General features: G+C 70.0%; 3 protein-coding genes. All 3 read right to left on the reverse strand.

The genetic code is table 11. The features are described from left to right. Positions 1-107 precede the first annotated feature (107 nt). From ACFVUS_RS06895 to ACFVUS_RS06905, 3 genes are read right to left on the reverse strand one after another with little or no spacing between them, the layout of a single operon-like run. Complete coding sequence (locus ACFVUS_RS06895; protein ID WP_387762230.1) at positions 108-701, reverse strand: fasciclin domain-containing protein; 594 nt, start codon at positions 699-701, stop codon at positions 108-110. After that, a complete protein-coding gene (locus tag ACFVUS_RS06900; RefSeq protein WP_387762231.1) occupies positions 701-913 on the reverse strand; it encodes an MbtH family protein in 213 nt (70 codons plus the stop codon). Before ACFVUS_RS06900 ends, ACFVUS_RS06895 begins: the two co-directional genes overlap by 1 nt. Beyond that, on the reverse strand, positions 910-23,991 hold the full coding sequence (locus ACFVUS_RS06905) for a non-ribosomal peptide synthase/polyketide synthase (protein WP_387762232.1): 23,082 nt from the start codon (positions 23,989-23,991) through the stop codon (positions 910-912). The genes ACFVUS_RS06900 and ACFVUS_RS06905 overlap by 4 nt, the downstream gene beginning before the upstream one ends. Positions 23,992-24,120: the final 129 nt, after the last annotated feature.

The following is a 24,120-nucleotide window of genomic DNA, read 5'->3' on the forward strand; positions in this document are numbered from 1 at the left end:
TTGTACGGCCAATCGCAGATGTTAACCGGCGGTGGGTATTTCAGCATGGAAACCATGAATGTCGATACATTCGCCTTTAATGCCTGAATTGCACGAAATTGCCATTTCTATGACGGGGTGAGTACCCGATCGATGAGATATACCGTCGCGGTGGGGGTATGGAAACCACCGCAGACCAGACCCGCCGCACCGATTCGAATGACCGAGCCGGAACGGGTGATGGTCAAGCTGTGCCCCTCCAGGGTGGGATGGGTGCCGGGTAGCGCTTCCGGGGCCAGTTCGAACGGAATCGTCTGGTAGGCGATGAGTTTGAGCACCGCGGCCGGATCGGTGCGAAAGGTCGCCGCCGCGTCCGGAGCCAGGGCGGCCAGCGCGTGGGCGGTGGGGATGAACATGGTGATGCGCCGGGGCGCGCCGCCCGCCCGCGCCGGCCGGGCGGCCGGTGTCGCGGGCGGATACAGCAGCGCGTCCAACAGCGCGGTGTGCGGGGTGAATGCCGCCGGATCCGCCGATGCCGTTGCCGCGGAGCGATATTCATCGCAACCGGGTCCGATCAGCTCGGGCGGCTCGGACCGCGCCACGCCGGTCCCGGCGGCGAGCGGCGGGACCGGGATCTCACCCGCGGATTGCTCGGGCAGCGCGCCGAACGGGCCGGAGGCCGCGACGGCGAGCGCCATCGCGGCCACGGCCGGATACCGCATCACCCTTCCGTCGCGGCGATCAGGCTGTTCGGGCGCATATCGGTCCAGTGCATCTCGACATAGGCCAGACAGCCCACCCGATCACCCTCGTAGACCGCTTGCCAGCCATCGGGCACCGCGGCGAAGTCCGGCCAGAGCGAATGCTGGCCTTCGGCATTCACCAGGACGGCGAAGCGGCCCTCCGGGTTGTCGAACGGATTGGTGGCACTCATCGATGATCCCTTTCTGCTCCGGTGTGAATGGAAACCTCCGACCGCTCGCCGATATCGCGCAGGTGATCGCACAGCATCGGGCCGATCTCGCCGAGCGCCCGGGGTGCGCCCATATCGACGTGCGAGCAGGCGATGAAACGTTCGTCGATCTCGCCGCCGACCATGCGCCGCCAGGGTCCGGCGCCGGGAATCGGTTCGGCCGGGCGATTGGCGATCGTCGGCGAATCCTGTTCGGTGGCGGTGAAATACAGCAGATCACCGTCGTAGCGCCCGGGCCGGAAGCTGTAGCCCATGCTGGTTCCGGCCAGGTAGGCCGCGTACAGCCGTTCCACGTGCGCGGCATCGAGGGAGCCGAACGGTCCCTGATGTTCGTGCAGCAGTTCGGCGGCCCGCTCCGAGGAGATGTGCTGCGCGGCCAGGCTGGAATCGCCCAGCAGCGCCGCGAGCAGTTCCCCGGCGCTGGGGTCGGCGATCTCGGGCTCGTCGGCCAGTACCCGGCTGTCCAGCATGGCCAGCAGGTCCACCCGCTCCCCCGCCGCCCGCAGCCGGATGGCGATCTCGTACGCGATCAGACCGCCCAGCGACCAGCCGAGCAGGTGGTACGGACCGTGCGGCTGCACCGTCCGCATTTCGCGGATATAGCGTTGCGCCACTTGCTCGATGGTGTCCAGCCCGCGCGCGTCCTCGGTGAGGTGCGGCAGTTGCAGCCCGTACAGCGGGCGCTCGGCTTCCAGATGCGGGAGCAGCCCGGTGTAGCTCCAGGCCACGCCGCTCACCGAGTGCACGCAGAACAGCGGCGGGAGGTCGCCTTCGGCGCGAATGGGCAGCAGGGGCAGCAGCGCGGTCTCGATGGGATCGCGGCCGGTGCTGCCCGGATTGCTCATGCGGGCGGCGATCCCGGCCGGGGTCGGGTCGAGGAACAACGCCTGCATGGGTACTTCGATGCCGCCGCGCTCGCGGATGGCTGCCACCAATTGTGTTGCCAGCAACGAGTTTCCGCCGAGCTCGAAGAAGCTGTCATCGGCCCCGACGGTATCCAGGCCCAATGCCGCGGCGAAGCATTCGCAGACCAGCGCCTCGGCCGCGTTGGCCGGAGCCCGGTAACCGGACGCGGACAGCAGCACCGGTTCGGGCAGGGCGGCGCGATCGAGTTTGCCCGACGGGGTGAGCGGCAGCGTATCGAGCACCGTGATCGCCTGCGGCACCATATATCCCGGCACGCTCAACGCGACGTGCCGCCGCAGCTCGGCCGGATTCAGGGACGCGTCACCGCTGATGTACGCCGCCAGAATCATGGCGCCGCTGCCCATTTCGTAGCCGATGGTGGTGGCGGCCCGCACGCCCGGATATCCGGCGAAGGCGGCGTCGATCTCGCCGAATTCGATGCGGAAACCGCGGATCTTCACCTGATCGTCCCCGCGCCCGAGGTATTCGAGTTCGAGCCCCGCCGGCCGCGGCACCCAGCGCACCAGATCGCCGGTGCGGTACATGCGCTCACCCGGCCCGCCGAACGGATGCGCGACGAACCGCTCGCAGGTCAGTCCCGGCCGGGCGTGATAGCCACGCGCCAAAGCGGTTCCGGCCAGGTACAACTCACCGGGCACGCCGAGCGGCACCGGGCGCAGCCGGTCGTCCAGCACGGTGAGCCCGAACCCACGCAACGGTGCGCCGATGGTGACCGGCACACCCGGCCGCAGCGGTGCGCTGATGGTCGCCGCCACGGTGGCCTCGGACGGTCCGTAGGCATTGAGCATGGTGCGCTGCGGCGCACCGGCGGTCCAGCGTTCGACCAGTTCGGGTCCGGTCCGATCACCACCCACCATGATCATCTCGAGTTCCTCGAGCTGTTCCGGTTCGACGGTCGCCAGCGCCGCCGGGGTGATGAAGGCGTGCGTAATCCGTTCGGCGCGCAGCAGTTCGCCCAGTTCGGTGCCGCCGAAGACGGTGGCATCGGCCAGCACCAGGGTCGCGGCGGAGCCAAGCGCGAGCAGGATCTCCAGGATCGCGGCGTCGAAACTCGGTGAGGCGAAATGCAATACCCGCGATTCCCCGGTGACGCCGCCGCGTTCGGCCAGCTCCGCGGTGAAGTCGGCGATGCCCGCGTGCGTGACGCTCACGCCCTTGGGCACGCCGGTGGAGCCGGAGGTGTAGATCAGGTACGCCGGATGCGCCGGATGCGGGCGGCCGTGCAGTTCGGTATCCGACAGCGCCGCATCGGAGTACGCGCGGATCTCGGTGGCGAAGGACGGATCGTCCAGCACCAGCCATTGCGCACCGTCCGGCAGTTCCGCCCGGCACCGCGATACGGTCAGGCCGATGCCCGCGCGGGAATCGGCGAGCATGTGCTCCTTGCGCCGGACCGGGTACGCCGGATCGACGGGCAGGAACGCCGCACCGGTCTTGAGCACCGCGAGCATGGCGCGCACCGACTCCACCGAGCGCGGAATACCCACCGCGACATAGTGTTCCGGACCGATACCGCGCGCCAGCAGGGCACGCGCGAGCCGGTTGGTGGACAGATCCAGCTGCTGGTAGCTCATCTGGATCTCGCGATCGCGCACCGCGACGGTGCGAGGCGCGGCGGTGACCGCGTTGCCGAACAGCGCGGGGAAGGCGACCGGTCCCCGGGTGGCGGGCCCGTGCGCGGGGACCAGGCGGTGGGTCTCGTCCGGATCGAGCAGCTCGAGATTGCCGATCGGAGCGCTCGGATCGGCCAGCGCCGCCGCGAGCACCCGCACGAACCGCCCGCACAGCTGATCGGCGCTGTACGCGTCGAACAGGTCGGCGGCATAGCTCAGGCTCAGTTCGATACCGTCCGGAACCCCGTGCGCGGCTTGCGTTTCGGTCAACGTGAATTGCAGATCGAACTTGGCGGCCTCGAAACCCGGATCCTCGGCGAGCACATCGAGCGCACCCAGCTTCGGCAGCCCCGGCACCGCGTTGTGCACCGAGAGCATGACCTGGAACAGCGGGTGATGCGCCGCGGAGCGCACCGGGTCGAGCGCCTCGACCAGCCGCTCGAACGGAATATCGGCGTGCGCGAAGGCATCCAGATCGGTTTCGCGCACGGTGTCGAGCAGTTCGGTGAACGAGCTCGCGCCCGCCACCCGGGTGCGCAGTACCAGGGTGCCGACGAACATGCCGACCAGGCTGTCCAGTCGCGGATCGACGCGACCCCCGATCGGGGTGCCGATCACCACGTCCGAGGTGCCGCCGAGCCTGCCGAGCACGACCGCGAGGACCGCGTGCAGCAGCATGAAGACGCTGACCCCGTGGCGGCGCGCCAGTTCGGTCAGTTCCTCGTGCAGTTCGGCGTCGATGCGGGTGTGCACGGTCGCCCCGCGCTGGGACGGCACCGGCGGGCGCGGCCGGTCGGTGGGCAGGGTGAGGCAGTCCGGCAGTCCGGCGAGTTTGCCGGTCCAGTAGGCGAGCTGACGCGCGGCCGGGCTCTCCGGATCCGCCTCACCGCCGAGCACTTCGTGCTGCCACAGACTGAAATCGGCGTACTGCACCGGAAGCGGAGCCCATTCGGGCGCGCGGCGTGCCTCCCGGGCCGTGTACGCCAGTGCCAGATCCGCGGCCAGCGGCGCGGCGGACGCGCCGTCGGCGGCGATGTGGTGCACGACCAGCACCAGCACATGTTCCTCGGCGGTGATGCGCAGCAGCCGCGCCCGAATCGGAAGCTGCTGTGTCACATCGAATCCCGTGGCCCCGAAGGACCGGATGAACTCCGGCACCCCGGCGGCGGCGACCTCGGTCACCGGCACCGCCAGCGCCGGATCGGCGATGGGCAGCACGATCTGATGCGGACCGTCAGCGTCGGCCGGGTACACGGTGCGCAGCACCTCGTGCCTGCGCACCACATCGGCGACCGCCGCGCGCAGCGCGTCGGCGTCCAGCGCGCCGCGCAGGCGCAACACCAGCGGGATGTTGTACGCGCCCGATGCCGCGTCGAACCGGTTCAGCAGCCACAGTCGCTGCTGGGCCGGGGACAGCGGCACCCGGGCGGGCCGGGGCCGGGCCTGCAGCGCCGGACGGTGCGAACCGCCCGCCGACAGCGCCTGATCCAGCACCACCGCAAGCGCTTCCGGTGTCGGATGTTCGAACACCGCCCGCACTTCCAGACGGCAGCCCGAACCGGCGGCGATGCGCGCCACCAACTGGGTGGCCGAGAGCGAATTGCCGCCGAGGTCGAAGAAGCTGTGATCGGCGCAGACGCGTTCGCGGCCGACCACTTCGGCCATGGCCGCGGCGATGGTGATCTCGCTCGGTGTGACCGGTGCGCGCCCGGTGTCGGCGACCGTCAGGGTCGGCTCCGGCAGTGCCCGGCGATCGAGTTTGCCGTTGGGCGACAGCGGAATCGACGCCAGCGGCACGAGGGCCGAGGGCACCATATGCCCCGGAAGTCGTTGCGCGAGCTGCTCGCGCAGTTCCCTCGGGGTCACGGCCGGATCCGTCGAGGTGGCGAACCAGCACACGATATGCGCGCGGCCGCCCTCGTCATCGCGAACCTCGGTGTGCGCGAATCGAACTCCCGCGCACGCCGCGACGGCCGCGGTGATCTCGCCCAGCTCCACGCGGAAGCCGCGCACCTTGACCTGATCGTCGGCGCGGCCGACGAACACCAGATCACCGTCGGCGTTCCAGCGCACCAGGTCACCGGTGCGATACATGCGAGAGCCCGCTTCGCCGAACGGATTCGCCACGAAGCGCGCACCGCTGAGCGCCGGGCGGCGATGATAGCCGCGCGCCAGGCCGATACCGCCGATATAGAGCTCGCCCACCACGCCCGGCGGGACCGGGCGCAGGCGCGCGTCCAGCACCACCGTGGTGACACCGCGCATCGGACGGCCGAGCACGATCGGCCGGTCCGGGCGCATGGGCTCGGAGAAGGTGGCGGCGATGGTGGCCTCGGACGGACCGTAGCCGTTGATCATGTCGCGGCCGGGTCCCCACTGCTGCACCAGATCCCGGTCGAACGCCTCACCGCCGACGATCATGGTGCGCAGGCTCGGCAGCGACCAGCGCGCGGAATCGATGCTGGCCAGCGCGGCCGGGGTGATGACCGCGTGGGTCACCGCATTGGCCTCGATCAGTTCGGCCAGCGGATCGCCGCCGTAGACATCGGTCGGGACGATCACCATGGTCGCGCCCGCACACCAGGCGAGCAGCAATTCCAGCACCGCCACGTCGAAGCTCGGCGAGGCCAGGTGCATGGTGCGCGAGGCGGGTTCGACACCGAACCGGACCCGTTGCACCTCCGCGCAATTGAGCAGACCGCGATGGGTGACCGCGACGCCCTTGGGCAGACCGGTGGAGCCCGAGGTGTAGATCAGGTACGCGATGTCGTCCAGCCGCGGCGGATGCCGCAGCTCGGCATCGGCCAGCGGCGCGCCCGACAGCTCGGCGGCCGCGTCGACCGGCATCCACTCCACGCCGGAATCGGCCGGGAGCGCACCGTGATCGGCCGGGCGGGTGAGCCCGAAGCGCACCGCGGAGTCGGTGAGCATATGCCGGATGCGGTCGGCGGGGTGCCGCACGTCCACCGGCAGGAACGCCGCGCCGGTCTTGGCGATGGCCAGCGAGGCCGCCACCGATTCCACCGAGCGGGACAGACCAAGCGCCACCACGGTGCCGGGGCCGACACCGCATCCGATCAGCTTGCGCGCCAATCGGTTCGTCCACGCGTCGAGTTCACCGTAGGTGAGCGTCCGGTCCCCCGCGACCAGTGCGGGATGATCGGCCCGGACCGCCCGGGCGAACATCTCGGACAGCGTGATCGACGCGGCCGCGGCCGCACCGCGCGCGGGCATGAGGGTCGAACGCTCCCACGCCGAGAGCACCTCCGCATCACCGACGGCGGTGTGCGGGGCCGCGAGCAACGCCGCCAGCAGCCGGACGTACCGGCCGCCCATATGCTCGGCGCTCGCGGCATCGAACAGGTCGGTGGCGTAGGTCAGCGACATCTCGATGCCGTCCGGAGCACCCTGCGCGGTCACGCTTTCGGTGAAGGTGAACTGGAGATCGCATTTGGCCAGTCCGGGATCGACCGGGAATCCGGCCACCGCGACCTCGGGCAGGCGTATGGTCGGCGACCCCATATTGGTCAGCGACAGGCTCACCTGGAACAGCGGGTGATGCGCGGTCGAGCGCACCGGATTGAGCACCTCGACCAGCCGCTCGAACGGCAGATCGGCGTGGGCGAAGGCATCGAGATCACCGTCGCGCACCGCGGCCAGCACCTCGGCGAACGCGGCCGCGCCGTCGATCTCGGTGCGCAGCACCAGGGTTCCGACGAACATGCCGATCAGCCCGTCCAGCGCCGCGTCACCGCGCCCGGCGACCGCGGTGCCGATGGCGATGTCCCCGGTCCCGCTGGTGCGGGCGATCAGCACCGCCAGCACCGCGTGCAACAGCATGAAGACGCTGACATCGTGACGCCGGGCCGAATCCAGCACGCGGGCATGGAGTTCGGCGTCGATGCCGGTGACGATGCTCGCACCGCGATGCGAGGCCACCAGCGGGCGCGGCCGGTCCGCGGGCAGTTCCAGGCATTCCGGCAGGCCCGCGAGGCGTTCGGTCCAGTAGTGCAGTTGCTGCGCGGCCAGGCTGTCCGGATCGTCCTCGCTGCCGAGCAGATCACGCTGCCAGACACTGAAATCCGCGTACTGCACCGGCAGCGGCTCCCATTCGGGGGCCGATCCGGCGCCGCGCGCCCGATAGGCGGTGACCAGATCGCCCGCCAGCGGGGTGAGCGACCAGCCGTCGGCGGCGATGTGGTGAATCACCAGGATCAGCACGTGTTCGTCCAGGCCGACGCGCAGCAGCGCCGCGCGAATCGGGATCTGGGCGGCCAGATCGAATCCGGGCTCGGCGGGTTCGAGCGCGTCGGCGGCCACGGTGTGCGGGCTGGACACGATGCGGGTGAACGGCACCGTCACCTCGGCCGCGTCCAGTACCAGCTGACGCGGTCCGTCGCCGTCCTCGGGGAAGATCGTGCGCAGCACCTCATGCCGCTCGACGACATCGGTGACCGCCCGTTGCAGCGCGGTCGCGTCCAGGCGTCCGGTCAGGCGCAGACCCACCGGAACGTTGTAGGCCGCGGAGACCGTGTCGAACCGGTTCAGGAACCACAGCCGCTGCTGCGCCAGCGACAGCGGGATGCGCTCGGGCCGCGCACCGGCGGTCAGCGCCGGCCGAGCCGTGACGCCGATCGAATCATCGAGCAGCAGTGCCAATTCCGCCGGTGTCGGATGTTCGAACACCGCGCGGACCGCGAGCTGCTGTCCGGAGGCCGCCGCCAATCGTGCGACCAACTGGGTCGCCGAGAGCGAATTGCCGCCGAGTTCGAAGAAGCCGTGATCGGCACTGACCTGATCGTGGCCGAGCACATCGGCCATCACCCGCGCCACCAGTCTCTCCCCCGGGGTGCGGGGAGCGCGTCCCTGCGCGCCCGCGGCCCAGGTGGGCTCGGGCAGGGCCCGGCGATCGAGTTTTCCGTTGGGCGACAACGGAATCGACGCCAGCGGGACGAACAGCGCGGGCACCATGTGGATGGGCAGACGTTCGGCCACGAACTCGCGCAGGTACGCCGGGTCCGGTGCGGTCACCGCGACGGTGCCGGGCTCGGCGGTCGCGGGGACGACGAAGCACACGATGGCCGGACGGCCCGCCCCGTCGGGACGGATCTCGGTGTGCGCGAAGGCGATTCCCTCCGCGTCGGTGACCACGGCGGTGATCTCGCCCAGCTCGACGCGGAAACCGCGAATCTTCACCTGGTCATCGCTGCGGCCCACGAAGATCAGCTCACCGGTGTCGGTCCAGCTGACCACGTCACCGGTGCGGTACATCCGCTCACCCGGCACCGTCGCGAACGGATTCGCCACGAACCGGTGCGAGGTGAGCCCGGGACGCCGAATGTAGCCGCGCGCCAGGCCGTCTCCGCTGATGTACAGATCTCCGGCCACACCCGGCGGCACCGGGCAGAGCCGTTCGTCCAGCACCACCACCGCGGTGCCGCGGATCGGGCGGCCCAGCACCACGGCGGCCGCGTCCACGCTCAGCGGTTCCGAGATCACGCTCATGATGGTGGTTTCGGTGGGACCGTACCCGTTGTACATCGATCGCCCGACGGCCCAGCGCGCCACCAGCTCCGCGCCGACCGCCTCACCGCCGACCACCAGCGCTCGCAGCGCGGGCAGCCGCCAGCGGCTCGCGTCGATGCTGGCCAGCGCAGCCGGGGTGATGAAGGCATGGGTCACCCCGGTGCGCTCGAGCAGTTCGCCCAGTTCGTCACCGCCGTACACCTCGGGTGCGGCGAGCACCAGGGTCGCGCCCGTGCACCAGGCGAGCAGCAATTCCAGCACCGCCGCGTCGAAGCTCGGTGACGCGAAATGCAGTGCCCGGCAGTCGGATTCGACGCCGTAGCGGGTGCGCTGTTCGACCGCGAAGCCGCCGAGGCCGCGATGGGTGACCGCAACGCCCTTGGGCACACCGGTCGAACCGGAGGTGTAGACGATATAGGCGACATCGTCGATACCCAGGCCGCGCACGCGATCGTTCTCCCCGATCGGCGCGGCGCCGCCGGTGCGTTCGAGTTCCGCCAGCGTGAGCCAGTTCGGCCCCGGCGGCAATGCCGCGACATCGGCGGTGGTGGTAACGCCCACTCGCGCACCGGAATCGGTGAGCATATGGGTGATCCGCTCGGCGGGGTAGCGCATATCGATCGGTGCGAAGGCCGCGCCGGTCTTGGTGACCGCGACCGTGGCCAGCACCGAATCCGGGGACCGGGACAGGCCCAGCGCCACGATATCGCCGGGGCCGACGCCGTGCGCGATGAGCGCCCGCGCCACCCGGTTGGAGCGCTGATCCAGTTCGCCGTACGTCATGGTGCCCGCATCCGCCACCACCGCGAGCGCGTCGCGCGATGCCGCCGCGGCGGTGAAGAGTTCGGGCAGGGTCGCCGCGACCGGTCCGTTCACCCCGCGCGCGGGTACCAGTTCGGCGCGCTCGGGCACCGACAGCAGGTCGATATCGCCCACCGCCGTATGCGGGCGGCCGCTCACTCCGGCGAGCAGTCGAATGAAGCGCGCCCCGAGCCGTTCGGCGGTCGCCCGGTCGAACAGATCGGTGGCGTAGGTCAGCCGGATATCGATGCCGTCCGGATCACCCTGTGCGGTACGGGATTCGGTGAAGGTGAACTGGAGATCGAATTTCGCGATCTCCAATTCGATCTCGGCCACGGTGACCTCGAGCTCGTCCAGACGCGGCAGTCCCGGCATGGCGTCGTGCACCGACAGCATGACCTGGAACAGCGGATGATGCGCCGTGGAGCGCACCGGATCGATGGCCTCCACCAGGCGTTCGAACGGAATATCGGCGTGCGCGAAGGCATTGAGGTCATGATCGCGCACCGCGGTCAGCAGTTCGGTGAACGATGCGGCGCGATCGACCTCGGTGCGCAATACCAGCGTGCCCGCGAACATGCCGATCAGCGGATGCAGCCGGGCATCGGACCGGCCGGAGATCGGCGTGCCCACCGTGACGTCGCCGACCCCGGCCAGCCGGGCCAGCAGCACCGCGAGCACGGTGTGCAGCACCATGAACAGCGTCGCGTCATGGTCGCGAGCCAGCCGGGCCAGCGCGGCGTGCGAGGAGCCCTCCAGTCGAGCGGTGACCGAAGCGCCACGCTGCGACGGCTGAGCCGGGCGGGCCCGGTCGGCGGGCAGCTCCAGGCATTCGGGCAGTCCGCTCAGACGGTCGGTCCAGTACCCGAGCTGCCGGGTGGCGATACTGCCGGGATCGGCCTCATCGCCCAGCAGTTCGTGCTGCCAAATGCTGAAATCGGCGTACTGCACCGGCAATTCGGCCCAGTCGGGTGCGGTGCCCCGCAGCCGGGCGGCGTAGGCCGTAGCCAGATCCCCGGCCAGCGGTGCGGTGGAACCACCGTCGGCGGCGATATGGTGCACGACCACCGCGAGCACATGCTCGTGCTCGCCGACGCACAGCAGTTCCGCACGCAGCGGCAGCTCGGTGGTCAGGTCGAAGCCGCGCACGGCCAGCGCGCACAGCCATTCCTGTACCGCCCCGGCGGCCGAATCACGCACGGGCAGCGCGAATTCCGCGGCGTCGACCGGCAGCACCACCTGGTGCGGACCGTCCGCGTCCTGGGGGAAGAGTGTGCGCAGCGCCTCGTGCCGGCGCACCACATCGCCCAGTGCCGCGGTCAGCGCGTCCCGGTCCAGCGCTCCGCGCAGGCGCAGTGCCACCGGAATGTTGTACGCCCCCGACTCGGTGTCGAACCGGTTCAGGAACCACAGTCGCGCCTGCGCCGGGGACAGCGGGATCCGGGCCGGGCGGGTGGCCCGGCCCAGTGCCGGCAGGGCCGGATCATCCTGTGCCAGCAGCTCATCCAGGAAGCGGGCCAGCTCCTGCGGCGTCGGATGTTCGAAGACCGCGCGCACGCCGAGGCGGCGACCGGTCACGGTCGCGATGCGCGCCACCAACTGGGTTGCCGAGAGCGAGGTGCCGCCGAGTTCGAAGAAGTCATGATCGGCGCACACACTGTCCAGGCCGATGACCTCGGCCATCGCCGTTGCCACCAGGATCTCGGCGGGGGTCTCCGCCGCACGGCCCGTTGCCACTTCGTATTCCGGATCCGGCAGCGCCCGGCGATCGAGCTTGCCGCTGGGCGCGAGTGGAATGCGTTCGAGCACCGTGACCGCCGCGGGCACCATATAGCCGGGCAGCCGGGTCGCGGCGTGGGCGCGCACCGCGTCCCGATCGGGGCGCTCCGCACCGGACGGCACCACGTATCCGACGATGCGCGGGGTGCCGGTGTCATCGGCGCGGATCTCGGTGTGCGCGAAGCCGATTCCGGGGTATCCGGCCAGCACCGCGCTGATCTCGCCGAGTTCGATGCGGAAGCCGCGGATCTTCACCTGATCATCGCTGCGGCCGACGAACACCAGCTCGCCGGTACCGTTCCAGCGCACCACGTCACCGGTGCGGTACATGCGCTCACCGGGGGCCGCGGCATATGGATTGGCAACGAACCGATCCGAGGTGAGCGCGGCCCGGCCGACATAGCCCCGGGCCAGGCCCATACCGGACACGTACAGCTCCCCCGCCACGCCGACCGGCACCGGGCGCAGCCGGGTGTCCAGCACGGCCAGAGCCGCACCCCGGATGGGACGGCCGAGCACCACCGGGCGATCGGGGGCCAGCGCCTCCGAAATCGCCGGGGCCACGGTCGCTTCCGACGGACCGTAGGCATTGAACATGGCGCGATCACCGGCCCAGTGCGCCACCAGATCCGGACTGACCGCCTCACCGCCGACCACCAGGCAGCGCAGCGCGCGCAACGGCCGCGCCACCGGATCGATGGTCGCGAGCGCGGCGGGCGTGATGAAGGCGTGGGTGACCCCGTTGTCCTGCAACAGCGCCGCCAGTTCGTCACCGCCGTAGATATCGGCGGCCGCGACCACCATGGTCGCGCCCACCGACCAGGCCAGCAGCAACTCGAGCACCGAGGCGTCGAAGCTCGGTGACGCGAAATGCAGAGTGCGGCTGTGTGATTCCAAGCCGTACCGATCGCGCTGCTCGAATGCGAAGGCGGCCAGGCCGCGATGCGGTACCGCGACGCCCTTGGGCAGGCCGGTCGATCCGGAGGTGTAGATGATGTAGGCCAGATCATCGGCCAGCAGCGGCCGCGATCGCTCCGAATCGGTCACCGGGGCAACCGATCCGGTGGCGTCCAGCTCATCGAGCAGCAGCCAGGACACACCCGGCTCGGCGGGCAGCCGCTCCCGATCCGAGGCGATGGTCAGACCCAGTCGCACCCCGGAATCGGTGAGCATATGCCGGATCCGGTCCTCGGGATGGCGCACATCGACCGGCAGATACGCCGCTCCGGTCTTGGTGACCGCCACCGTGGCCAGTACCGATTCCAGCGAGCGCGCCAACCCCAGCGCGATCACCTGACCGGGTCCGGCACCCTGCGCGATCAGGGTGCGCGCCAGGCGATTCGACCATTCGTCGAGTTCCCGATAGGTCAGCGTGCGGGTCCGCGAGATCAGCGCGATCCGATCGGGATCGCCCGCGGCGGCGGCGAACAGCTCGGGCAGGGTGCGCACGCTGCCGGTGGCGGCACCGCGCACCGGGGCCAGCGACCGCGCTTCCAGCGGGGTGAGCAGTGCCAGATCGCCCACGGCGGCACCGGGTTCGGCGACGGCGGCATCCAGCAGTCGCAGATAGCGCCGGCTCATTTCCACCGCGGTGTTCCGATCGAACAGATCGGTGGCATAGGTCAGGCACAGTTCCAGCCCGCCCGCCTGTCCGGCGCTGTCCGGCGCCTCGGTGAAGGCGAATTGCAGATCGAATTTCGCTGCCGCCGGGTCGATTCGGGTGATGCCGACCTCGAGGTCGGGCAGTCGCAACGCCGGTGCGGCGAAATTGTCCAGCGACAGGCTGACCTGGAACAGCGGATGGTGCGCGGTGGAGCGGTCCGGGTTGATCGCCTTCACCAGTCGTTCGAACGGCAGGTCCGCGTGCGCGAACGCCTCCAGATCGGCCTCGCGCACGGTGCGCAGCAGCTCGGTGAAGGACGCACCGCCCGCGACGCTGGTGCGCAACACCAGGGTGCCGACGAAAGCGCCGATGAGCCGGTCGAGTTCGGGTTCGGCGCGGCCCGCGATGGCGGTGCCGATCGCGATATCGGTGCTGCCGCCGAGCCGGGCCAGCAGGACCGCGAGCACCGCGTGCAGCACCATGAACTCGCTGACCTCGTGCGTGCGAGCCAATTCGGTCACCCGCGCGGCCAGATCCGCGTCCACGCGGGCGCGCACCGAACCACCGGAATGGGTTGCGACCGTGGGCCGGGGGCGATCGGTGGGCAGATCGTGGCAGTCCGGGATACCGGCCAAACGGGTGCGCCAGTAGTCCAGCTGCCGGGCGGCGACGCTCTGCGGATCGTCCTCGTCACCGAGCAGCTCGGCATGCCAGACCGAGTAATCCGCGTATTGCACCGCCAGCGGCGACCATTCGGGCGCGCGCCCGGTACGGCGCGCCGCGTAGGCGGTCATCAGATCGGTGGCCAGCGGTGCGAGCGACCAGCCGTCCATGGCGATGTGATGCACCACCAGCGCGAGTGCGTATTCGTCATTTCCGGTGCGCAGCAGCTCCACTCGCAGCGGCAGTTCGGCGGTCAGGTCGAAGCCCTGCTCCGCGGCGAGCTCGACATGCTGTTCGAGTTCGAGCGGGGAGGTCTCCAGTACCGACAGCGGCAGCGGCGCCTCGTGCACCGGCATGACCACCTGGTGCACGCCCTCGTCGTCGAGCGGGTAGAGCGTGCGCAGGATCTCGTGCCGGGCGATGACATCGGTGAGGGCGGCGCGCAGCGCGGGCTCATCCATCGCACCGCGCAGGCGCAGCGCCACCGGAATGTTGTACGCGCCGGAGGTGGGATCGAACTGGTTCAGGTACCACAGGCGCATCTGCACCGAGGACAGCGGCACCCGGGCGGGCCGGGTGAGTTCGCCCAGTCGCGGCCGGTCCGAGAACGTCTGTCCGGCAGCCTGATCCAGGATGCGCGCCAGGCCCTCGGGGGTGGGATATTCGAAGACGTCGCGGACCGCCGGGCGGTATCCGCACGCGGCCGCGATCCTGGACACCAGACCGGTCGCCGAGAGCGAATTGCCGCCGAGGTCGAAGAAGCTGTGATCCGCGCTGATGTGCTCGCGTCCCAGCAGGGCGGCCATCTCGGCGGCGACCAGCATCTCGGTGGGGGTCGAGGGCGCGCGGCCCGCCGACATTCCCGCGTTCCACTCCGGATCGGGCAGTGCGCGGCGATCGAGTTTTCCGCTGGGAGACAACGGGATCGAGGACAGCGCGGTGACCGAGGACGGCACCATATGCGCGGGCAGCCGGGTACCGGCGTGCGCGCGCACCGCCTGGGGGTCCAGGCTGTGCGGCGGATCGGCGAGCACATAGCTGACGATGTGCGCGCGTCCGGCCGCATCGTGCCGAACCTCGGTGTGCGCGAAGCGAATTCCGGGCACGGTGGCGACCACCGCGGTGATCTCGCCCAATTCGATGCGGAAGCCGCGCACCTTGACCTGGTCATCGCCGCGACCGGCGAAGACCAGCTCACCGCCGCTCGTCCAGCGCACCAGATCGCCGGTCCGGTACATGCGCGCACCGGGCGCGCCGAACGGATCCGCGATGAAACGGGCAGAGCTCTGCCCCGGCCGCGCGAGATACCCGCGCGCCAGACCCGCGCCACTGATGTACAGCTCGCCGACCACGCCGACCGGGACGGGACGCAGATGGCGATCCAATACGGCCAGACCGGTGCCCTGAATCGGGCCGCCGAGCACGATCTGCCGCTGCGGCGCCAGGGCATTGGAGATCGCCACGGCGACCGTCGCCTCGGAGGGCCCGTAGGCGTTGAACAGTCTGCGGCCGACCGCCCAGCGCTCGACGAGCTCCGCGCCCACGGCCTCACCGCCGACGATCAGCGAGCGCAGCGCCGGCAGCGGGTGCTCGTCCGCGTCGAGCCCGGCCAGCACGACCGGGGTGAGGAACGCGTGCGTGACCTGTTCGCGCTCCAGCAGTTCCGCGAGTTCCGCGCCACCGTAGAGCTGTGCCGGCGCCACCACCAGGGTTGCGCCCGCGCCCCAGGCCAGCAGCAGTTCGAGCACCGCGGCATCGAAGCTCGGGGAGGCGAAATGCAGTGTCCGGGAGCCGGATTCGACGCCGAAACGATCGGACATGGTGCGGGTGAAATTGGTGAGGCCGGTATGCGTGACGGCCACACCCTTGGGCGTGCCGGTCGATCCGGAGGTGTAGATGAGGTACGCGATATCCGACATCCGTTGCGGTGCGGTGCGATCCGCATCGGTGACCGGTCCGTCCGGCAGCGCCGCCAGGCGGGCGGTGAGCGCGGGATCATCGAGTACCAGCCAGGTGACGCCGTCATCCGGCAGCGCAGCACGCTGCGCGGTCCCGGTCACACCGATCCGAGTGCCCGAGTCGGTGAGCATATGCGCGATGCGTCGCTGCGGGTAGGCCGGATCGACGGGCAGGAATCCCGCACCCGATTTGGCCACCGCGACGGTCGCGCACACCGAATCGATGGAGCGCGGAATGCCGAGTGCCACTATGGTTTCCGGTCCCACGCCGTGCGCGATGAGCAGGCGGGCGAGCCGGTTCGAGCGGCGATCCAGTTCGGCATAGGTCAGCTGTTCGCCGCCGAACCGCACCGCGACGGCCGCGGGATCGATGGCGGCCGCGGCCGCGAAGATATCGGCGAGCGTCCGCGCCGGTGTCCCGGCCGGACCCGATACCGTTGTGAGCGCGGCGGTTTCGGCCGAATCGAGCAGTGGCAGCGCACCGACCGAACGCTCCGGATCGGCCACCGCGGCGGTGAGCATCCGGGTGAACCGTTCGGCGATCCGCTGGGCGGATTCGGACTCGAACAGGTCGGTGGCGTAGGTCAGGGCGAGGTCGACCCCGGCCGGATCGCCCTGTGCGGTATGCCTTTCGACGAGCGTGAACTCCAGATCCCAGCGCGCCCCGCCGGTGGCGAGGGCGCTCGCGGCGGCCTCCAGTCCGGGCAGGCGCATCGGGGCGGGGGTGGAGCTGTGCAGCGAGAGCATGACCTGGAACAGCGGATGATGCGCCGCGGAGCGGGTCGGGGCCAACGTGTCCACGAGCTGTTCGAAAGGCAGTTCGGCGTGCGCGAAGGCATCCAGATCGGCCGCGCGCACGGTGCCGAGCAGGTCCGCGAACGATGCGCCGGTATCGACGGCGGTGCGCAGCACCACCGTGCCGACGAACATGCCGATCAGATCGTCCAGGCGCGGATCGACTCGGCCCGCGACCGGGGTGCCGATGGCGATGTCCTCGGTCGCCGCCAGCCGCGCCAGCAGCGCCGCCAGCGCGGCGTGCAGCACCATGAATACGCTGACGCCGTAGCGCTGGGACACCGTGTTCAGCGCGGTGTGCAGTTCCGCGCCCAGCGATGCGGCGATACTCGCGCCGCGCTGGGAGGCCACCGCGGGGCGCGGCCGATCCGCGGGCAATTCCAGGCATTCGGGCAGATCCGCCAGGCGCTCGCGCCAGTAACCCAGTTGCGCGGCGGCCGGGCTGGCCGAATCCTCGGGGCTGCCGAGCATATCGTGTTGCCACACACTGAAATCCGCGTACTGGACGGGCAACGCGGACCACTGCGGCGCAGCCCCGGCCAGCCGGGCCGCATAGGCGGTCGCCACATCGGTGGCCAGCGGGGTCAGCGACCAGCCGTCGGCGGCGATGTGGTGAATGACCACCACCAGCAGATGATCGGTCGCGCTCAGGCGCAGCAGTCCGGTGCGGATCGGCAGTTCCGCCGTGAGATCGAAACCGGCGGAAGCGAATTCGAGCGCATCGGCATCGGCGGTCTCGACGGCCGAGGCGATGCCCACCAGGGGCAGCTCCGCCGGGGTCGCCCGCACCACCTGGTGCGGACCCGTGGCATCCTCCGGGAAGACGGTGCGCAGCACCTCGTGCCTGCCCACCACATCGGTGAGAGCCTGTTGCAGGGCAACGGGTTCCAGACTTCCGGACAGCCGCAGGCCGATCGCGATGTTGTACGCGCCGGACGCGCTGTCGAACCGATTGAGGAACCACAGTCGCTGCTGCGCCGGGGACAGCGGCACCCGCGCGGGGCGCTCCCCCGCTTCCAGCGCCGGCCGCTCGACGGCGGGCGCGGAGCGGTCCAGCAGCTCGGCGAGCGCGCCGACGGTCGGCGCGTCGAACAGTGCCCGAACCTCCACCCGGGTCCGCAGCGCCGGCCCGAGCCTGCCCGCGACCTTGGTCGCCAGCAGCGAATTGCCGCCGAGGGCGAAGAAGTCGTCGTCCAGACCGACCTTCTCGATGCCGAGCACCTCCGCGAGGGTCGCGGCCACCGCGCGCTCGGTGCGGGTGCCGGGTGCGCGGTAGCGGGCCACGGCGAACACCGGCTCGGGCAGGGCGCGCCGGTCCACCTTGCCGGTCGCGGTCACCGGCAGTTCGGGCAGCACCATGAGCGCGGCCGGAACCATGTACGCGGGCAGCAGGGCGCCGAGCCGGGTGCGCAGCGCGTCCGGCTCGATATCGCGACCCGGTGCGGGCGCGAGGTACGCGACCAACTGCTCACCGCGACGCGCGTCGGTATGTGCCAGCACGACGGTGGCGTCGACCTCGTCCTGCGCCAGCAGCGCGGCCTCGATATCGCCGAGTTCGATGCGGAACCCGCGCACCTTGACCTGGAAGTCGGTGCGCCCGTGATATTCCAGTTCCCCCGCCGTGCTCCAGGAGGCGAGATCGCCGGTGCGATACATGCGTTCGCCCGCGCTCGCCGCGAACGGATCGGGTACGAAGCGCTCCGCCGTCAGCGCGCCCAGGCCGATATAGCCGTGCGCCAACTGGATTCCCGCCAGGTACAGATCGCCGACGACGCCGGCGGGCACCGGGCGCAGGCGGGCGTCGAGCACGTACACCCGGGTATTCCATTCCGGGCGGCCGATCGGCACATCATCGAGGTCGGCATCGTCGACCAGGTGTGCGGTCACCGAGACCGCGGCCTCGGTGGGGCCGTACAGATTCCACAGCCGCACAGCGGGATTGGCGCGACGGAAGCGCTGCGCGAGCGCGGCGGGCAGCGCCTCGCCGATGGCGAGCACCGCGCGCACCGATTCCGATAGCTCCCGCGCTCCGGCGGTGAGCGCGGTCAGCAGTGACGGCACCAGGTGCAGCACCGTGACCCGCTGCTCCCGGATCAGCGCCGTCAGCCGGGCCGGATCACGCTGGGCGTCCGGCGCGGCGATCACGGTGCGGCCACCGGTGAGCAGACCCGAATAGAACTCCCAGACCGAAAGGTCGAAGGTGGCGGCGGTCTTCAGCAGTACCGTGTCATCCCCGGTGATGCCGAAAGTGGCTTGTTTCCAGAGCAATTGGTTCACCACCGCGCGATGCGGCACCGCCACACCCTTGGGGCGGCCGGTGGAACCGGAGGTGAAGATGACGTAGGCGGTGTTCAGCGCGCGCAGCGAGGTGATCCGGTCGTGGTCGAGCACCGGGTACGGCGGCAGCGCGGACAGATCGAGCGTGTCGATCTCGAGCACCGGAATGCCGTTGTGCGGCAAGCCGGCCGCATCCGCGCGCACCGTGAGCACGCAGTTCGGCGCGGCGGTGGCCAGGATGGCCGCCAGGCGTTCGGCGGGCTGATCCGGATCGAGCGGGACGTACGCGCCGCCCGCGGCGGCCACCGCGTACATGCCGATGATCAGTTCCGCCGAGCGTCGCATCGCCAGCGCGACCCGCACCTCCGGGCCGACTCCGAGCGAGATCAAATGGCGGGCAAGGCGATTGACCCGTTCGGAGAATTCCCGATAGGTCACCGCCACCGGCGCGGCCGAGCCGGTGGCATCCACCAGTGCCACCGCGCCGGGGGTGCGCGCGGCCTGGGCGGCGAACAGCGACACCAGGGTCTGGCGCGGGTCGACCGGATGACCGGTGGCGTTCCAGTGCTGCAGAATGCGCCGGCGCTCGGCCCGATCCAGCAGTTCCAGCTCGCCGATCACCTGATCGGGGCATACGGCCACATCGGCGAGTAGCCGCTCCAGCCGACCGGCGATACCGGCGACCGTGCTCTCGTCGAAAAGGTCCGTGGCATAGACGAAATGGCCGGTGATACCGGCCGGTGCGCCCGCGTCGTCGTAGTGGTCGGTGAGCACCAATTGCAGATCGAATTGCGCGACGCCGGTCTCGATCTCACTGCCGGACACCGAGACCCCGGGCAGTTCGATATCTATGCGGCCCAGGTTCTGGAAGGAGAAACCGATCTGCACCAGCGGATGCCGGGCGGTGGAGCGCACCGGATTCAGCTCTTCCACCAGGCGTTCGAACGGCAGCTGCGCATGCGCGAATGCCGCCAGATCCAGCGCGCGCTGCCGGATCAGCAGGGTGCGGAAGGATTCGGCGGGATCGGGCTGCGCCCGGAACACCACGGTATTGACGAACATGCCGATCAGCTCGTCCAGCTGCGCCTCACCGCGCCCGGCGACCGGGGTGCCGACCGCGATGTCGAGACCGCCGGAGAGCCGGGACAGCAGTACCGCGAAGGCCGCGTGCACGGCCATGAACAGCGTCGCGTCGGTATCGCGCGCGAGCCGCAGCAGATCCGCGTGCGCGGCGGCGGGCACCGATACGCCCGCCTTCGCACCCCGGAAGGACTGCACCGCCGGGCGCGGACGGTCGTAGGGCAGCGACAGCTCATCGGGCAGCTCGGCCAGCCGGTGACGCCAGTAATCCAGTTGTGCCGCGGCAAGACTCGACGCATCGGCGGCATCGCCGAGGGTTTCGGCCTGCCACCGGCTGTAGTCGGCGTACTGCACCGCGAGCGGGATCCAGCCGGGGGCGTGTCCCGCGGCGCGCGCGGTATAGGCGCGCGAGAGATCCGCGAAGAACGGTGCGAGCGACCAGCCGTCGGCGGCGATGTGGTGAATCACCACCGCCAGCACGTGATCCCGTGGTCCGGTGCGCAGCAATTCCATTCGCAGCGCGGTCTCGGTGGTCAGCTCGAATCCGCGAGAGGCGAAGGCGTGCAGGCGATCATCGAGTTCGGCGGCGCTCACCTCGACGATCTCGAGCGCCGGTACGGCACGGTCTGCGGCCACGATCTGCTGATGCGGCCCCTCGGCGCTGTCCGGGAATACCGTGCGCAGCGGTTCGTGCCGGGCGATCAGATCCGCGACCGCCGCGCGCAGCGCCGCGGTATCGAGGTCACCGCTCATGCGAACCGCGAAGGGAATGTTGTAGGTACGGGCACTCGGATCGAAGCGGTTGATGAACCAGACGCGCAGCTGCGCCGGGGAAAGCGGAATGTGCGCCGGACGCGGGCGCGCGACCAGCTCGGTACCCGTGGCCGAAGGCAGCAGCGTGGCCACCCGGGCGGCCAATCCCGCGACCGTGGTCTCCTCCAGCACCAGTCGAACCGGTACGGCCACACCGAGTTCCGCGCCGGTGCGCGCGGCGACCCGGGTCGCGCTCAGCGAATTGCCGCCGAGTGCGAAGAAGCCGTCGTCCAGGCCGATGCGCTCGATGTCGAGCACCTCGGCCAGGACCGCGGCGACCACGCGCTCGGCCGGGGTGACCGGTGCGCGATAGCTGACGGTCGCCGCGACGGGCGCGGGCAGTGCGCGGCGATCGAGTTTGCCGTTGGCGGTCAGCGGAATCGCGTCCAGCACCACGCAGGCGGCGGGCACCATATAGTCCGGCAGGCGTTCGGCCAGCGCCGCCCGCAGCTCCGTGATATCCAGTGCGGCAGCGGATTCGGTGACGACGTAGGCGACGATGGCGGGTTCGCCGGAATCGTCGTCGCGCACGATCACCGCGGCCTGGCCGATTCGATGCTGCGCCAGCAGCGCCGCCTCGATCTCACCGAGTTCGATGCGGAAGCCGCGCACCTTCACCTGATCGTCCGCGCGCCCGAGGTATTCGAGTTCCCCGGCGGGCGTCCAGCGGCCCAGATCGCCGGAACGGTACAGCCGGGTGCCCGGTGCGCCGAACGGATCGGCCACGAAACGGGTCGCGGTCAGCGCGGCCTGCCCCAGGTAGCCGCGCGCGAGTTGGGAACCGCTGACATAGATTTCACCGGCGACGCCGATGGGCACCGGCCGCAGTCGATGATCGAGCAGGAAGATGCCCAGGCCCGCGATGGCCCGCCCGATACCGCCGCCACCGGCCGCCGCGGCCGCGCGATCGAGCGCGCGGTAGGTGACGTGCACGGTGGTCTCGGTGATGCCGTACATGTTGATCAGGCGCGGCGCGGTCTCCTCGTGCCGCTGATACCAATCCGCCAGGCGACGCGGTTCCAGCGCCTCACCGCCGAAGATGATGTAGCGCAACGCCAGTGGCGGTGCGCTCGGATCGAGATCGGCGGCCGCCCGGTCGGCGGCGACCAGCTGGGAGAACGCCGACGGGGTCTGGTTCAGCACCGTCACCTGTTCGCGGCGCAGCAGTTCCAGGAACAGCTCGGGCGAGCGCGAGGTCTCGTAGTCCACCACCGCGAGCGCGCCGCCGTGCAGCAGCGGCCCCCACAGCTCCCACACCGAGAAGTCGAAGGCGTAGGAGTGGAACAGGGTCCACACATCGTGGTGGTCGAACGCGTACTCGGCATCGGTATTCGCGAACAGTGTCACCACGTTCGCGTGCGGGATCTGCACGCCCTTGGGGCGGCCGGTGGATCCCGAGGTGTAGATGACGTAGGCGATATTGCCGGGATTGAGCACCCCGTGCCGGTCGGCCGGGGTCACGGGTGAACCGTCGGCGGCCGGATCGATCGCCTCGATCATGATCGCCGGGAGCTCGCCCGGGAGTGCCGTGGGCAGTGCGGCGGTGGTGATCACGCAGGCGGGACGAGCGTCGGAGAGCATGTACTGGATGCGATCGGCCGGATAGTCCGGGTCGACGGGCAGATAGCCGCCGCCGGATTTGACCACCGCGAGCAATGCGACCACCAGGTCGATCGAGCGCGGCAGCGCGACCGCCACCAGCGTTTCGGGGCCGACGCCGTGCCGGATCAGCTCGCGGGCCAGACGATTGGCGCGGGCATCGAGTTCGGCGTAGGTCAGGGTGGCGTCACCGTGCAGCACCGCGGTGGCGCCCGCGTGCGCGGCGACCGCGGCGTCGAACAGTTCGGTCAGGGTGGTGGTGGCGGGCAGTGACCGGGCCGGGGTGAGCGCCCACTCCCGCAGTACCAGTTCGCGTTCGGCCGGACTCAGCGCCGACAGCTCGTTGAGACCGGATTCCGGTGCCGTGACGAGGAATTCATTGAGGTAGTCCAGGAAGCGCCGATGGTGCGCGCGCAGCTCGGCGGCGCTGTAGCGGGCCGGATTGCCGATGAAGTCGACGTGCAGTTCACCCGGGCCGGAACCGTTGTAGATATTGATGGACAGGTCTTCGACCGCGCCGGTGGACAGCAGATGCATGGTCGCCGGGGCATCACCGAAACGAATGCCGTTGTGGAACAGCATGATATTGAGGACCGGGCCGAAGAAGCTGCGGTGTTCGCCCGCGCCGCCACGATCGCGCTGCATATCCTCGTGCCGGTAGCGCTGATGGCGCAGCGCGTCGCGGATATTCGGGCCGACGGTCGCGGCCAGGTCCGCGATGCTGCGGGCGGCGGCGATATCGATGTGCAGCGGAATCACATTCGATACGTAGCCCGCGGACATGCGCAGCTCATGGGTGGTGCGCGCGGTGACCGGCAGGCTCAGGGTGACCCGTGCGCGCCCGGTGACCGCGGCCAGGTACGCGGCCACACCGGCGGTGAGCAGCGTCGCGCGCGATTCGCCCAATCGTTCGCGCGCCGAATCGAGTCCGGCCAGGCTCGCCGGTGTCAGCATGCCGCCTTCGATCCAGCGATCGGCTTCGGCGGGACCGTAGCGGTCGCTGAGGGTGAACGCGGAGTCGATGGCATCGAGGCGCCCGCGCCAGAAACTCCGGTCCTGGTCGAAGGCCGCCGATTCCCGGTAGGCGTTCTCGTGTTCGTACAGCGCGCGCAGATCCGGCGCGGCGGCCGGGCTGGGCGCGCTGCCGTCGGTGAGCGCGTTGTAGTGCTCGGCGATGCGCGCCACCAGCAGCATGGCGCCGTAACCGTCGATGGCGATGTGGTGCATCTTGGCGTACCAGAGGTATTCGGCCGCGCCGATGCGCAGTACGGCCGTGGTGTAGAGCTTGTTGTCCAGCAGTGCGATGGGCTCGGCGCAGTCACCGCGCATCCAGGCCAGCGCGGCCGCGCGCGGATCGTCACAGGAGCGGAAGTCGTGCCTGTCGATTTCGATCGAATCGTCCGCTAATACCAGTTGCCTTGGGGTGCCCGCAACTTCGACGATCCGCAGCCGAAAACTCTGCAAATCATCAGCACATAGACGTATGGCGTTCCCGAGTCGGGAAACGTCGAAATCGCCGTGGATCTCGACGTACTGCGCCACCGTCAACGGGACACCGGGCGCGATGTGCTGGGCGTTCCAGATACCGGTCTGCGCCTCTGACAAGGGGAAAGAGCTAACGGTGTCCGATGCGTCACGACCTGCGGGCTCCGAGGCCAAGGCGGTCATCAAAACACTCCAATCGCCGATAGAGGAATCAGGACTTTCTCCGAGCGTTCTCGAGGCAGCCAGCAA

This window comes from Nocardia sp. NPDC058058 (assembly GCF_042885355.1).
Classification (GTDB): domain Bacteria; phylum Actinomycetota; class Actinomycetes; order Mycobacteriales; family Mycobacteriaceae; genus Nocardia.

Coding starts and splice junctions, on each gene's coding strand:
- ACFVUS_RS06895 (WP_387762230.1), bottom strand. CDS start 701: ATGCGGTATCCGGCCGTGGCCGCGATGGCGCTCGCCGTCGCGGCCTCC.
- ACFVUS_RS06900 (WP_387762231.1), bottom strand. CDS start 913: ATGAGTGCCACCAATCCGTTCGACAACCCGGAGGGCCGCTTCGCCGTC.